The organism is Streptomyces sp. cg36, assembly GCF_041080675.1.
Classification (GTDB): domain Bacteria; phylum Actinomycetota; class Actinomycetes; order Streptomycetales; family Streptomycetaceae; genus Streptomyces.
The window spans coordinates 8,184,989-8,199,033 of record NZ_CP163520.1 but is presented as its reverse complement, the minus strand read 5'-3'; the positions used below and the strand labels follow the sequence as shown (position 1 = coordinate 8,199,033).

The 14,045-nt window shown below is 69.3% G+C and carries 12 protein-coding genes; 3 read left to right on the top strand and 9 right to left on the bottom strand.

The genetic code is table 11. The annotated features are described in order from the left end of the window. Positions 1 to 23: 23 nt before the first annotated feature. Positions 24 to 1,469, top strand: coding sequence for an APC family permease (locus AB5J87_RS36060; RefSeq protein WP_369382975.1), 1,446 nt, complete (start codon positions 24 to 26; stop codon positions 1,467 to 1,469). Between the two features lie 5 nt (positions 1,470 to 1,474). Next, positions 1,475 to 2,197 carry a gamma-glutamyl-gamma-aminobutyrate hydrolase family protein gene (locus AB5J87_RS36055; RefSeq protein WP_369383759.1) on the top strand — a complete coding sequence of 241 codons (723 nt, stop codon included), beginning with the start codon at positions 1,475 to 1,477 and terminating at the stop codon, positions 2,195 to 2,197. A gap of 22 nt (positions 2,198 to 2,219) precedes the next feature. Here AB5J87_RS36055 and AB5J87_RS36050 read toward each other — a convergent pair whose 3' ends face one another. From AB5J87_RS36050 to AB5J87_RS36015, 8 genes are all read right to left on the bottom strand, one after another. Continuing rightward, positions 2,220 to 2,792 (bottom strand): MarR family winged helix-turn-helix transcriptional regulator, encoded by a 573-nt coding sequence (locus tag AB5J87_RS36050; protein WP_369383758.1) that lies wholly within the window; start codon positions 2,790 to 2,792, stop codon positions 2,220 to 2,222. A gap of 175 nt (positions 2,793 to 2,967) precedes the next feature. Continuing rightward, positions 2,968 to 3,768 (bottom strand): MBL fold metallo-hydrolase, encoded by an 801-nt coding sequence (locus AB5J87_RS36045; protein ID WP_369382974.1) that lies wholly within the window; start codon positions 3,766 to 3,768, stop codon positions 2,968 to 2,970. A 104-nt stretch (positions 3,769 to 3,872) separates the two neighbouring features. Then, positions 3,873 to 4,433 (bottom strand): hypothetical protein, encoded by a 561-nt coding sequence (locus AB5J87_RS36040; RefSeq protein ID WP_369382973.1) that lies wholly within the window; start codon positions 4,431 to 4,433, stop codon positions 3,873 to 3,875. 43 nt (positions 4,434 to 4,476) lie between these two features. Continuing rightward, positions 4,477 to 4,917 (bottom strand): hypothetical protein, encoded by a 441-nt coding sequence (locus AB5J87_RS36035; protein WP_369382972.1) that lies wholly within the window; start codon positions 4,915 to 4,917, stop codon positions 4,477 to 4,479. Between the two features lie 35 nt (positions 4,918 to 4,952). Beyond that, positions 4,953 to 5,756: a hypothetical protein gene (locus tag AB5J87_RS36030; RefSeq protein ID WP_369382971.1), complete on the bottom strand. Its 804-nt coding sequence runs from the start codon at positions 5,754 to 5,756 to the stop codon at positions 4,953 to 4,955. A gap of 28 nt (positions 5,757 to 5,784) precedes the next feature. Beyond that, complete coding sequence (locus AB5J87_RS36025; RefSeq protein ID WP_369382970.1) at positions 5,785 to 6,213, bottom strand: hypothetical protein; 429 nt, start codon at positions 6,211 to 6,213, stop codon at positions 5,785 to 5,787. An 80-nt stretch (positions 6,214 to 6,293) separates the two neighbouring features. Beyond that, positions 6,294 to 7,820, bottom strand: coding sequence for a hypothetical protein (locus AB5J87_RS36020; protein WP_369382969.1), 1,527 nt, complete (start codon positions 7,818 to 7,820; stop codon positions 6,294 to 6,296). Positions 7,821 to 7,858: 38 nt separating this feature from the next. Further along, positions 7,859 to 9,397, bottom strand: coding sequence for an aspartate aminotransferase family protein (locus tag AB5J87_RS36015; protein WP_369382968.1), 1,539 nt, complete (start codon positions 9,395 to 9,397; stop codon positions 7,859 to 7,861). A gap of 1,520 nt (positions 9,398 to 10,917) precedes the next feature. Here AB5J87_RS36015 and AB5J87_RS36010 point away from each other — a divergent pair. Next, on the top strand, positions 10,918 to 12,423 hold the full coding sequence (locus tag AB5J87_RS36010) for an MFS transporter (protein WP_369382967.1): 1,506 nt from the start codon (positions 10,918 to 10,920) through the stop codon (positions 12,421 to 12,423). A 132-nt stretch (positions 12,424 to 12,555) separates the two neighbouring features. Here AB5J87_RS36010 and AB5J87_RS36005 read toward each other — a convergent pair whose 3' ends face one another. Beyond that, on the bottom strand, positions 12,556 to 13,329 hold the full coding sequence (locus AB5J87_RS36005; RefSeq protein WP_369382966.1) for a hypothetical protein: 774 nt from the start codon (positions 13,327 to 13,329) through the stop codon (positions 12,556 to 12,558). Positions 13,330 to 14,045: the final 716 nt, after the last annotated feature.

The following is a 14,045-nucleotide window of genomic DNA, read 5'->3' as shown; positions in this document are numbered from 1 at the left end:
GCCCGCCGCCCAGAGGAGTTGGCATGCGAAAGACTCCGGGAGCCGCCCCCGTCGTCGCCAGACTCAAGCCCAACGCGCTCGGCGTGCTGGGCATCCTCTTCCTCGTCCTGTCCGCACAGGCTCCGCTGACCGGCATCGCCGGGGCCGTCCCGCTCTCGGTGGGCCTGGGCAACGGACCGGGAGCACCCGCCGCCTATCTGCTCGCGGGCGCGGTGGTCCTGCTGTTCTCCGTCGGATTCGTCGCCATGGCACACCATGTGGTCGACGCGGGCGCCTTCTACACCTACATCGGCCGCGGCCTGGGCCGCACCGCCGGCGTGGCCGGCGCGGGCGTGGCGCTGCTGGCGTACTGCACCATCCAGGCCGCGATGTACGGGCTGTACGGCGCGACCGTGCGGGCTCTCGTGGAGCGCCACGCGGGCGTGGACGTGCCGTGGTGGGCCTGGGCGCTGGCCACCATGGCCGTCGTGCAGGTGCTCGGCGCCGCCGCCATCGACATGGGCGCCCGGGTACTGGCGGTGTTCGTGCTCGCCGAGACCGGTGTGCTCCTCGCCTTCGCCCTGACCACCCTCGCGCGCGGCGGCGGCCCCGAAGGACTCGGCCTCGCCCACAGCTTCTCCCCGCACGCCGCGCTCCAGGGCGCCCCGGGGGTGGCCCTCATGTTCGCCGTGGCCTCGATGTTCGGTTTCGAGGCGACCGCCATCTACGGCGAGGAGGCCCGCGAGCCGCACCGGACGGTGCCCCGCGCCACCTATCTGTCGATCACCCTGGTCACGGCGTTCTTCGCGTTCGTGTCGTGGATGGTCGTCTCGGCGTACGGGGCGTCGAGGGCGGGCGACGCGGCCGGACGGGCGCTGGCCGGCGGCGATTCCCCGTCCTTCGTGTTCCAGCCGATCGCGGACCGGTTCGGGGGCTGGGCCGACGACGTCCTGCCGGTCCTGCTGGCCACCTCCCTGTTCGCCGGGATGCTGGCCTTCCACAACTCCGCCGACCGCTATCTGTTCTCCCTCGGCCGCGAAGGCGTGCTGCCCCGGATGCTGTGCGTGCTCAACCGGCGGCACGCGCCCTGGGTGGCGGGATGTGTGCAGAGCACCGTGGCGGTACTGCTCGTGATGCCGTTCGCGGTGGCCGGGCGGGATCCGGTGCTGACGCTGTTCTCCTGGTTCAGCGGCGTGGCCGTGCTCGCCATCATGCTGCTCTACTTCCTCACCTCGGTCTCCGTGGTCGTCTTCTTCCGCCGTGCGCGTCTGGACGCCCGCATCTGGCACACCGTGGCCGCCCCGGCGCTCGGCGCACTGGGCATCGCTGGTGCCCTCGCGCTGATCCTCGCCAACTTCACCACGCTGATCGGCGGTGACACGGCGACGGCCGTCCGGCTCGCGGCCATCGTCCCCGCCGTCCTCGTCGCCGGCGCGGTCGCGGCCCGGCTCGTCCGCCCGCGTGCGCCGGGCCCGGAGAACGGGCCATGACCGCGCTGCCCCGGCCCCTGATCGCGATCCCCGCCCGTTTCTCGGCCGGTGCCTCCGCGCTGCGCTACGCGGCGGAGGTCAACGCCCGCGCCCTGGTCGACGCCGTGTGGCGAGCGGGCGGCGAGCCGGTCTCGGTCCACCCCTACGCGCCGGGCGGCATCGCCGACCCGGTCGACGTGGCGGTGCGCCTCGCCCGCTTCCAGGCGGTGCTGCTGCCGGGCGGCGGCGACCTGGCGCCCAGCCGCTACGGCGGACGCACCGTCCACGGCAGCGTCTACGACGTCGACCGCGACCAGGACGGCTTCGACCTCGAAGTCGCCCGCCAGGCCCTGGGGTCGGGGCAGCCGCTCCTGGCCATCTGCCGCGGCCTGCACGTGGTGAACGTCGCGCTCGGCGGCACCCTGCACCAGGACATGAGCCCCTGGCGGCGCCCGCACCGCCATCTGGTGCACCAGGTGGCGGTGGAGCCCGGCACGCTGCTCCACCGGATGACGGGTACGGGGATGGTGACGGCCTCCTGCTACCACCACCAGTGCGTCGACCGGCTCGGCGCGGGCCTGGTGGTCACGGCACGGGCCGCCGACCGCACCCCCGAGGCCCTGGAGGGCCCCCGACCGCGCGGCTGGTTCAGCGCCGTCCAGTGGCACCCCGAGGACACCGCGCACCACGATCCCGCACAGCAGAACCTGTTCGACGCCCTGGTGCGGGTCGCCCGGGCCCGGCTCTGAGAGCCCCTCGACCGGTCCCGCCTCAGCCCTTGGCCCGGCGGCCACTTCGGCGCGGCGCCGGGTCGGCGCCGTCGAGGAGGGCGAGCCTGCGCTCCTCACCGTGCTCCTCGACCTGGAGCACCACCCGGCGCAGGGCGTCCGCGGCGCCGCGGCACTCCTGGTCGCTCAACTGGCCGGTGACGAACGCCTCTTCCTCGTTGAAGCGCGGGAAGAGCGTTCCCATCAGCTCCTCGCCCTCGTCGGTCAGGCTGAGCAGCACCAGGCGGCCGTCGGTGGGGTGCCCGGCCCGGCGCAGCAGGCCGCGCGCCTCCAGGGTGCGGGCGACGCCGGTGAGGGTGCCCTTGGAGATGCCCGCCTCCTCCGCGACGTGGCGGGTCTCCGACTCGCCCCAGATCCACACCACCCACAGGACGACGAACGCCGTCCACGTCAGATCGCAGCCGCGCAGCACCGAGTTCTCCAGGTGCTGGCGCACGGCCGAGGCCGCGCGGTAGATGTTGGCCACCACCGCCATCTGGTCGTGGCGGATCGGCGCACCGCCGAGCCTCGCCCTGGCGAGCCGCTCGGCTTCGGTGATGGACCGCCGACCGGGCACAGGCACCCCTCCCCCTTCGCTGTCCCGGCGCACGGCCGGGACGACGACACCGCGGGCATCGTCCGGAACCCACATCTCATGCCGGAGCAGATTCTACGGAGCCGGGCGGTCTCAGGGTGCGCTACCCCGCCACGTCCCGGGCGGCGGGCCGTACGCGCCGCCCGGGCAGGGCCGGTCAGCCGGCTGGCAGCAGGACGTGTTCCCCCATTCCCGGCAGGTGGAACCGGCCGCCGAGGCCCGCCTCCTCGAAGGCGTACCGCAGGTTGTCCCGGCCTTCGGTGTAGTGGTTCCACTGCTCGAAGTGCACGGCGACGACTTCGCGGGCCCCGAGGATGCGGGCGGCCTGTGCGGCCTCGGCGCTCGTCAGGGTGAGGTAGGCGCCGGGCATCGCGGAGATCTGGACGGCCCCGACGAACAGGATGGCCACATCGATGGGCGGGGACTGCTCCTTGATCTCCCGGACGACGTCGAGGGAGGCGTTGTCCCCGCTGACGTACACGGTGGGCACCCGCTCCCCGGAGAGGACGAACCCGGTGACCTCGCCGACGAAGGGTTCGCTGCCGGGCGGGCCGTGGAGCGCGGGCACTCCCGTGACGCGCAGGGCGGTGCCGTCCGGGCACGGGAGGTCCACATGGCTCCAGTTGGCCAGGTGGCGGGTGGACCCGCCGAGGCGTTCCTCGGCGGAGCGGGTGGACAGGACCAGCGGCATCTCGGCGAGGTGGGCGCGTCCCGCGTCGTCGAGGTTGTCGGGGTGCTGGTCGTGGGAGAGCAGCACGGCGTCGATCGCGCCGATGCCGGTCCGCGGCAGTGCCGGACCGGCGGTCTTGGTGAGGATCCCGGCGGGGGTGGGGTAGTCGCCGGGCGGGTCGAAGGTCGGGTCGGTGAGCAACCGCAGCCCGCCGATCTCCAGGACCGTGGTGGGTCCGCCCAGATAGTGCACGCTCAGGGGCGGTCGCTGACCCGTCGGTGGTGCCATGGCCGTCTTCCTTCCTGCCGTCTCATGGTGGTGCTCCTTCCGTCCGCACCGGGCCGGGCCCCGGCAGGGCGGCCCGGCCCGGTGCGGGACCCGTGGCGTGGGGGTCAGACGGCGAGCACCCGGATCGCCGGGTGGTCGACGGTGTTCAGGTACAGCTTCTCCTTCTTGCCGTCCTGTTCCAGCTCCAGAACCAGCCGGTAGCGGTAGACGCCGGGCCGGGCGGTGCTCAGGACGGTGCCCGCCCAGTAGTAGTAGACCGGGGTGAACTTGTCGCGCATCCGGTCCGGTGCCCCGTAGATCTTCAGCTCGGTGAAGATCTTCCGCTCGATCACGTCCTCCTCGTCGCCGAGTTCGGTGTCGAGGAAGACGATGCTGTTGATCTTGGGCATCGGCGGCCAGGTGCCGTCCGGCCGCTTCTCCATGTCGATCGGCCGGATGATCCAGTTGATGACCTGGCCCTGCTTGCAGACGGTCTCCAGGTGGTGGGTGCCCTGACCGGCCCCGCCGACGCTGTTGTCCATCATGTACATCGCTTCGCTCAGCTGGCCCGTCTCCGCCGCCCGCTCCATGTTCACGAGCGTGACGACGTTGAGCTGTACCGAGTTGAGCTGTCCCGGGTTCTGCTTGTCCACCGTGTCCTGCGCGCGCTGCTGCGTCGTGCTCATCAACACTCCTCCTTGGCCACGCCGCTCGTATTTGCCCGACCGGCTAGCCGACCAGGGAGGCCGACACCGGTGCGGTGAATGCTTCGGTCCGGGTGCCGACCTTGAACTTGATCTGGTACGGGACGGAGGTGATGCCGTCCTTCTTCACCGTGGCGATCCAGTAGGCGACGTCCGTGCCCGGATACACCCGCCGCTCCGGCTCGCACACCTCCCTGTCGACGACGATGTCGTCGATGCTCACGTACGCCTCGCACTCCAGCGCCAGGACGTTCCACAGCAGCTGGTCCCCGCGCCGCACCCGGGTCCGCAGCTCCTCGGTGCCGAACCCGGTGGAACCGCCCGCCTTGTTGGTGTCGTACAGGTACAGCTGGCCGTGGACGCTGCCGGTGGCGAGCACACCGACGCAGTCCACCACAGCCGTGATCGAGATCGGCCGCTTGGCGCCGTTGTTCTCCTCGACCCTCTGACGGGGTTTGGTGGTCATTGCCTTCCTCCTCGTTCGCTGTGGCTCAGGGAGTGTCACGGGCGCGGCGGGGACGGCGGAATGGGGAGCATGCCCACACCGGCCTTGGTGAACGCGTTGCGCCGGGGAGCGCTGGTCACCTTGATGTCCGACTGGCACGTCAGGTTGACCGGCTGCCACAGCGCCTCGCCCCCCTCCTGCACCAGCCTGTGCAGCTGGATGCGCATCGAGTAGGCGTACGTTCCCGGGCGCGAGGTGTCGACCGTGGCGGACCAGTACCAGCCGTCGGTCACCAGGTCCGGCGAGCCGTACTCCGCCGGATACATGATCTTCTCGTCGACCGCCGCACCGAAGACGTCCGTGATGACCGGGGCGGGATAGCTGTGCGCGCCCGTGTTCTCGTCGGTGACCACCTGCCCGGTGACGTCCAGGATCTTCTGCCCGGACAGCCGGCCGCGGGTGCGCCGGGTGGTCTTGATCCGCGTACCGACGGTCCGTTTGATCCGCCCCAGTTCGGCGGCGGCCTCGGTGTCCGTCGCGGGCGGCTTGACGGAGAGCGCGTCCAGGTCGGCCAGCGCCTGCTGGTCGGTCTGGCGGGCCCGCTCGGCCGTGTAGCCGCGCGGCACCGTCGGCGGAATCGAACCCAGGCTGTACGGGAGCCAGTTGAGGACCTGCTCACTGGCCTGTGAACCGTCCAGCCAGTAGGAGCCGTTGATCGCGGTCACCAGCTCACCGGTGCCCTGGTTCGTCGAACCCTGCAGCTTCATGTTGTCGAACAGGTAGGTGTTCCCGTCCAGCGTGCCGGACTCCAGCGCGTTGCCGACGTCCACGAGCACGATGATCGCTAACTGCTGGGGCATGAGCCCGCCTTCCTCGTCGGATTTCCGGCTACTGGCACATCAGGGCGGGGGAATCGATGTGCAGGACGCTGTTGGCGCCGTCGTACATCTGCAGTTCGAGGCGGTACTTGTGGGGCACGCCCGGCGGCAGGTACGGGACCACGCCGCTCCACACGTCGAGGTCGAGGCGTGCGGCGTCCGTCTGGGCCTCCTCCTGCGCGGGCTCACCCGCCTCGGCGCCGTCGGCCCGCAGGAACGTGATGTTCCTGATTTCGACCGGTGTCTGCAGGTCGACGGCGAGCGCGGTCCACTGGACGGTCTGGCCCGGCTCCACGACGGTGCACAGGCTGGGCGTACCCTGCCCGGTGCTGTCGAACGAGCCGTCGTCCACGAGGCCGAGGTTGCCGTTGAGCAGCGTCCGGTCCGACAGCGCCCCGATCACGTCCACCAGGGCGATGATGCTCACATTGGGTTTCATGCGCACTCCTTGTCTTCTCCGGCTGACTTCCGCTTCATTTCTCCGGTTTCCCCTTTGGCCGGCGCCCGCCCGGTGACCCGCTATCCACGGTCGCGGACCAGCGGCACCTTGCCGACGTCGGTCCGCTCGATGTCCGGCGAGGAACGGGGCACGAACACCAGGCGGAACTGGTACCCGGTCTTCTCGATCGACGCGGGGTTCGCCTCGCCCGCGTTGAACAGGGAGAGCGAACGGGGCAGGGCGTTCACGAACAGGTGCTGGACGCCGTACGGTCCGAGCGCCGTATCCACCCGGTACGTCAGCGCGTGCGCCTCGTCGACCGCCGCGAACAGCGTGATGGTCTTGCCCTCGCGGTGGTTGACGAACTGGGTCTCGTGCGCCACCTCGTCCAGGTTCACCGCGGTCACCGACCGCAGTTCGTCACGGACCGCCTCATAGGCACGGACCGCCGAGTACTGGCTGTCGTTGATGTGCAGGATGTCCCCGGTGCGGCCCGCGAACTCGAACTGCTGGGTCTTCAGCCCGGGCCCGTCCAGCCGGGGCCTGCGGATCATGCGGTCCCCGAGCTTCAGCCGCAGCAGCGGCGCCTCGTGGGCGTGCAGCCGGGTGACGACGAGCTCGCCCTCCTGGCCCTCGGGGACCCAGCGGCCCCGCTCGTCGACGATCTCGATGAAGTGTAGTCCCGGCACCGCCGCCAGCCAGGGCACCTCCTCCCGCAGCTGGAGCCCGATGGTCTCCGCCTGGGTGGCGGCGAAGTAGCTCAGGATCGACAGGTTCGGATACATCGCCTTGAGTTCGGCGCGCTTGCGGTGCGGGAGCACCCCGCTTCCGTACAGCGCGACCCGGAAGCTCTCCTTGGCCGCGCGGCTCATCCCGGCGCCGAGTTCGCTCAGGATCGCGATGCCCGCCGAGATCCCCATCAGGGCCTTCGGGCCCCGGTAGGAGAACATGTGCTCAAGGACCGGGGCGGTGACCGGCCCCGCGCCGATGTAGTTGACGCCCGGCACGCTCTGCAGCACCCCGCCCACCATGGTGCCGCTGCTCCACATCTGGTAGTCGGCCAGGGTGGTGTAGAGCCACTTCGGGTCGTCCCCGCGCAGATACGCGTCGAGCTGGTAGCTGCCCATGAAACGGCCCGCCACCTCATAGGTGTCGCGCAACTCGGCCAGCGAGTACACCGTCTCCAGCGGACGTCCGCTGCTCGTGCCGCCGCTGGCCACGATCTCGAACTCACCGCGGGTGAGGGGGACGACCATGCCCGCGCGGTCGTCCATGAAGAACTCCCGCTGCACCTCCTTGTCGGAGAGCGGAATCGCCTGCCACGCCTCGAAGGAGTCCGGGGTACGGTCGGCCGCGGAGCTCGCCAGCCGGTCGCGCCACAGCGGATTGAGCAGCACCGTGTGCACCATCTGCTGGAGGCGGCGCAGCACCAGGGCGTCCTGGATGTCGTGGGCCACTTCGCTGAAGGGCGCCTTGCACACCCGTTCCGCCTCGCGCATCTTGCTGGCGAAGGAGGGCAGCCGGGTGACGGCGTCGACCGAGTCCGGCCGCCATTCCCAGTCGGGGATCAGCCACTTGGCGAGTTCATTGGCATCGCTGGGTACCACGTGATTCTCCTGCGGCGCTTTCACCGTGGTCATCGGGTTCACTCCTGTCCGTCATCGCCGTCGCTGCCGGCCAGCAGCTCCTGTCCGGTCCTGCGTATCTCGCCGAGCAGCATCCGGAAGTGCCCGGCCGTGATCTCGTGGTTCATCATCACCACGCGCAGCGCGGCGACCCCGTCGACGTTCACCTTGGAGATGAAGAACCTGCCGCCCCGCTTGATGCGGTTGCGGATCGCCACCTGGAGCCGGTGGAGCTCCTGTTCGCCCACGCCTTCCGGCCGGTAGCGGAAGCACAGGATGTTCGCCTCCGGACGGTGCACGGGGGTGAAGTCCGGCTCGGTCAGCAGCATGTCGTGGGCGTCGGACGCCAGTTGGCACAAGTGCTCGATCTTCTCGGCGAACAGTGCCCGCCCGTAGACCGCCCAGAGCGTCCACAGCGTCATGATCATGGGGCGCTTGGTGCACTCGAAGTTCTTGTCGCCGCTGTCGAGTTCGGTATAGATGTCCGGCTCCTCGTCGAAGACGTAGCTCGCCTTCTTCTGCCGGAACGCGCCGAGACTGTCCTCCCGCCTGCGGTAGAACAGCAGTGTGCAGGGCGCGGGCACGAACATCATCTTGTGCGCGTCCCAGGTCAGCGAGTCCGCCTGGTCGATGCCCCGGAGCTTTCCGCGCAGCTTCTCCGAGACCAGCAGGCTCGCCCCGTGCGCCCCGTCGACGTGCAGCCAGATGTCCTTCTCCCGTGCGATCGCGGCGAGTTCGTCGAGCGGGTCGAAGGCACCCACCGAGGTGGTTCCGGCCGAGGCGACCAGGCAGAACACCTTGAGGTTGCGCCGCTCGGCCGCTTCGAGGGTGGGGCGCACCATGTCCACGTCGATCTGGTGCCGGTCGTTGGAGGGAAGGCGGACGAGCTGGTCCTCACCAATGCCCATCACCCCGGCCGCACGGGCCATGCTGTAGTGGACGTCGGCGCCCACCGCGATGGCCGGACGGGCACCGCCGGCCAGGGCGGAGCCACCCTGGGACCAGTACGCGGGGAGCTTGCGGTTCCTGGCGGCGAGCAGCGCGGTCAGGTTGGCCAGGGAGCCTCCCGACGTGGTCAGCATGGCGAAGGTGCCGGGGTCCCAGCCGATGAACCGGTTGAGTTCATCGGCCATGATCCGTTCCGCAACGTTCGGCAGCTGGCCCGCCTCGTAGAACGACGACGGCTGGTTGACCACCGAGCTCACGAAGTCGATGACCCCGGCCAGCGGCACGACCCCGGAGAACTGGCGCCCCATGTAGCCGGGCGAGTGCACCTGGATGCCGGTCCTGATGTACAGGTCGATGATCGCGGCGAGCTTCTTCTCGTCGAACTCGGCGATGCCGTCGGTCTCCGTGGTCATCAGCGACCTGGCGGCCTCGGTGAGGACCGCGGGTTCCGTCAGCTCCACCCCCCGCAGCGAGAAGTCCGAGAGGTGTGCCTCCAACTGGTCGATGGCCTGGCCGGAGGTCTGACGGAACAGCCGGGCGTCGAACGTGTCGCGCAGCAGCCGCCCCTGCCTACTGCCGTGCTCCAGCCGGGAGACCGGGGCCGGTTGCACGCCGACCGAAGGAGACGGTGCGCCAGGACGCCGTTCAAGGTCACGATTCATCGACCGCGTTTCCGTCACGAGGTTCTCCTTTTCGCAATGGACTGAACCGGCCCGGATGTGCTTTCGCGGGATACCCTGAAGACCCTCATCAGGGCAGGGGACAGCGGCGCCTCACGTCGTGGGCGGAATATTCGCAGGCGGGTTTCCTCTTCCGCGCAGCTGCTTTTGTCAGGACACCCGAAGAATGAGGAAATCAACGCTGTTGCTCGTCGCGGAACGGGGAGATTACCGACGGACAGGCCCAGCTGATCGAGCCGGGCGGGTGCGAGGTCCCGCGGGATGGCCGCGAAGCCTCTCGCCGAGGAGGACGATCCGGAATCGGGGCGGCCCGGGTCGGGCCCACGCCCTCGGGTCAGGGCCCGGAGCCGGGACTGGCCCCAGGGAAGGAACAGTCAGAATCCGTACGCGGCGCACGCCCGGCGCGTCCCCGCGCCCGATCGCACACCGGTGGCCGGAGTGCAGTGGGACCGCAACCGAACAGGCGGGTCGGACAACAACCGACCGGGATGACCGCCAAGGGCCGAACCACACCCCCATGGTCGCCGCCGCCCGGACGCGAAGACCCGGCGCCAACCGGAGACCCACCGACGCACTGCCGAATGCCGTGTGAACGTGCAGGTGGAAGCGGCTGAGCGGGAGTTCGCCGGAAGCCGTCGCAGCAGTGCACGCCGAGCGGTGGTACACCCCGCGCCTCCCCGACACCGCTCGGGCCCGCGACGCTTTCGCGCCCCTCGGCCATGAACGGCATGGCAGCCCGGTCGGCACCCGCCCGGCATCTCGCACCCCACCACTGCCTCCCCCACGCTCACTCAAAACGGAAGGCCGCCTCGGGCACCCGGCCGATCGCGCACCCGAGTACCTCGCCGTGCCTCTCCCCGCGGTGTCCCGCCCCGTACGAGCACCGAGTACTCACAGGTCAGATCACGCCCGCGCCCCACATGACGGACAGGTGCGAACCATCTGCTCATGGTCCGTGACTTGCAGCAACGACAATAGGGCCCAGGAATCCACGAACTGCGACACTCGCCGGTGAGTGTCCGAAAAAAGTGGACCGTACCAACGGAAACAGGGAGTCAAAGTAACTGGTCACAGGCATATACCACGTGGATGCCACCTTGATTGCTTGCAACCCGAACGTCTCGTTTCGGCGCCATCGAATCGCGTGTTTGCGGACGCGCGGCTGATTTCTTCCGCCCATTCATCTGAAGGAAAAGCAGCCTTCTGATGCGGTCTCGCACTACCGGTACCCAAGTGATTTCAACGGCCCCGGCGACACGACCCCAAGGGCAGACGGTCCGAAGCGGTGGGCCACCGTGCGAACACGCGTCAGCGAGGGCCCCACTCCCCTGCCCCCGCCACCTCAGTCGGAGCCGAACCGAGCCACGCCATCGGTCACGCCCGACGACCGGGGGAAGCCGAACCCGACGACCGGGGGACAAACGGTATCTCCCCACTCCACCAGGTGCTCGATGGCGGGCGGTGACGTGCGAGCGGATCGTCGGAGGAAACATCCCCTGCGGGAAAGGCCGCCGCCCATGCCCACCCCCCACAACCGCACGCTTGCCCTGGCGGTGTGTTCGGCTGCCATCAGCATGGTCGGCATCGACGTCACCGCACTGAACGTCGCCCTCCCCGCCATGGAGCGGGACCTGGGCGCCTCCGTCTCGGGGATGCAGTGGGCGATCGCGGCCTACAGCCTGGCCATGGCCACGCTGATGCTCTGGACCGGGTCGACAGGTGACCGGATCGGCCGCAAGCGGGTACTGATCGCGGGAGTCGTGATCTTCACGGTCGCCTCGGTGCTGTGCGCGCTCGCCCCCAACCTGCCCGCGCTGCTCTGCTTCCGGATCCTCCAGGGCGTGGGCGCTGCGGGGCTGGGCCCGGTGAGCATGGCGATCGTCTCGCACGCGTTCCCCAGGCAGCGGGCGCGCCTGCGTGCCATCGGCGTCTGGATGGGGGCCTACGGCATCGGTCTGGCCCTCGGTCCGGTGGTCGGCGGGGTCCTGGTGGACACCATCGGCTGGCGGTCGGTGTTCTGGCTCAACGTTCCCTTCGGCATCATCGCCTTGCTCATCGCGGTCCGCAGCGTCACCGAGTCGAAGGCCGAACGGCCGCGCCGTGCGGACCCGGTCGGCCAACTGCTGGTCATCATGCTGCTGGGGCCGCTGGCCTACGCGGTGATCGAAGCGCCGCGGGCCGGCTGGAGCGCCCTCGCCGTCATCGTCTGCCTCGCCGTCGCCGCCGCTTCCTGTGCCGGACTGCTCGCGTATGAACACCGGCGTCGAGAGCCGCTGATCGACCTGGCACTCTTCCGTGACCGCCGGTTCGGCGGGGCCATCGCCTCCGCCGTTTCCGTGTTCGGTACGTTCGGCGGCTTCTTCTTCCTCACCGCCCTCTACCTGCAGAACCCGCTGGGCATGTCCGCCGCCGAGGCGGGCCTGTGGATGCTGGTGCCTGCCGGTGTGCTCGCCGCCTCCTCCCTGGGGGCCGCCGCGATCGCCCGGTGGTGCGGCACGCGGTCCGTGCTCGTCGCAGCGGGGGCGGCCCTCGCCATGAGCGGGGCTCTGACCGCGCTCTGCGCAGAGGATGCCTCCCGGGTCCTGCTCGTCGTCGAGTACGTCCTGTTCGGACTGGGGATCGGCCTGTCCAGCCCGCTCGTGATGACCGCCGGAGTGTCGGGCCTGCCGTCGGACCGGGCCGGGCTCGCCTCGGGGATGCTCACCACGTTCGGCCGATCTGCCTTCGCGATGGGCGTCGCCCTCCTCGGGGCGATCCTCAACACCGGGCTGCACGGCGCCCCGTTGACCGACGCCGCCGCCTTCGCCGCCGCCGTACGTCCAGCCTGGTGGATTCTCACGGCCGGCGGTGTGGTCACCGCCGCCCTTGGCCTACTGATCACCAGCAAGCCGCACGCCTCCCCACAAGACCCGTCGAACGCCCGCTCCCCCGTGCCCGCACATCGGCAGCCCGTCTGACCCCACTGAGGACACCGCGCCCGGGCGCCGCGCCGCGAGTGTTGCGCCAACAGCACCGAGGCGGGGGTCCTCCAGCGGAGCCCGGCGTCGGCAGGACAGCCGTCATCCACCGGCTCTCGCATCGGCAGTGCATCACCGGCTGCGGTTGACCTCCTCGTCCCGTGCCACGCCGTTCACGGGATCCCCCGGCGTCGGAGCCCCGTGCCTCGGCTTCGGCGCCTTCGGGGGTGCGCTCTCCACCTTGGTGCGGTCGCTGAAGACCTTCTGGCCGTGCGTGCCGCAGGATGCCTTCTCATCCGCGGTCATGGGGCGTGTCTTGACCACCACCACATTGCCTATGCCGTCGGTGCCGTTCGGTGCGGGGCTGGTGACCGTGTCGTCCCAGTACCAGTAGTAGTGGCCCCAGTGCTGGTTGTCGTAGTGGGTCTGCCAGCGGCCGGACACCTGCTGCATCACCTGGGCACGCGAGATCCAGCCGACCTCGCCGGGCTTGACGATCATGCCGATCGAGCCGCCGTCCCGGTGCTCGGTCGTCCAGCTGTGGCCGTACTTCGCCGTAACGCTCAAATCGACGATGCCCGCGATCTTGCCGCCCGCCGTGATCGAGACCTCCAGGCTGTCGGAGGACCCCACGCTGTCCGACCAGTCCATGCCCTGCGACGCGGGCGAAGTGCTGCAGTTGTAGAGGGTGTTGGAGACCTGGTGGTAGTCGCCCAGGTAGGCCCGGTCGATCGTCGGGTTGTTGAAGGTGCATTTCCCCACGCCGCTGGCGCAGTCCGCCATCAGTTCCGCCTCCGTGGGTTCGTCCGCGGCGACGGCGGGCAGGGCCGCTCCACCCACCAGTACACAGGTCATGGCTCCCAGGGCCATGACCCGCCGCCCGACGCTCATCCTGATCTTTGCCACGTCTCATCTCCGTTCTTTCGACGCTTCACCACAAAGGTGAAAGCATGCAAACCGTGGCAGGCGATAAGCACATTGAACCACCAAGAAATGGCAAACTTGATATTTGAGTGGCCTGTTTCACATTTCACTTCGAAGGCATCGAACAGAAAGCCGAACATTCCCATCCGAACGGCATGAGAATTCTTCTACGGAAGCATCGATAAAAACATGCGGCCCGACATGGAAAAGGGCACTGTAAACCCGTACGGTGATGACAGATCCCCTGCCATACCGCTGACCAGCAGGGTTCCCAGACGCTTTTGTGTCCGCTCGCCCTGCGGACGATTTACGCAGCGTCGACACACAATACCTGTGAAAAACGCAAGGCCGACACCTGCATTCCCGTACCGTCCAGTGATCACAGTCGACGCCACAGCCAATGGCGCGACCCCACCCCGCAGTAGATCAGGGCCGGCCCAGAACCGTTTCTGCTCTCCCATCACAAGCCCGCCCGGCAGTCACCATCATCACCGGCTGCGGGGAAAGGACGTTGGTGGCGCAGCCCGATGCTAGTGAAACCAGGATGCTCCGACAGCCATCGGTCGGGTAGCGTGCGGGCCATGTCGAGTCCTGAGTCAGACACGGTGGGGGCTTTCGGTCACGCCGTCAGCCCCCTGCACCACTCACGCTCGTAGCCCTGCCGTCGTACCGCTTCGCGCGGTGGGACGTATGTGCGC

Bases quoted from the DNA above. Each gene is read 5' to 3' on its own strand.
- AB5J87_RS36030 (WP_369382971.1), bottom strand. From the start codon at position 5,756: ATGCCCCAGCAGTTAGCGATCATCGTGCTCGTGGACGTCGGCAACGCG.
- AB5J87_RS36035 (WP_369382972.1), bottom strand. From the start codon at position 4,917: ATGACCACCAAACCCCGTCAGAGGGTCGAGGAGAACAACGGCGCCAAG.
- AB5J87_RS36060 (WP_369382975.1), top strand. From the start codon at position 24: ATGCGAAAGACTCCGGGAGCCGCCCCCGTCGTCGCCAGACTCAAGCCC.
- AB5J87_RS36025 (WP_369382970.1), bottom strand. From the start codon at position 6,213: ATGAAACCCAATGTGAGCATCATCGCCCTGGTGGACGTGATCGGGGCG.
- AB5J87_RS36010 (WP_369382967.1), top strand. From the start codon at position 10,918: ATGGCGGGCGGTGACGTGCGAGCGGATCGTCGGAGGAAACATCCCCTG.
- AB5J87_RS36040 (WP_369382973.1), bottom strand. From the start codon at position 4,433: ATGAGCACGACGCAGCAGCGCGCGCAGGACACGGTGGACAAGCAGAAC.
- AB5J87_RS36045 (WP_369382974.1), bottom strand. From the start codon at position 3,768: ATGGCACCACCGACGGGTCAGCGACCGCCCCTGAGCGTGCACTATCTG.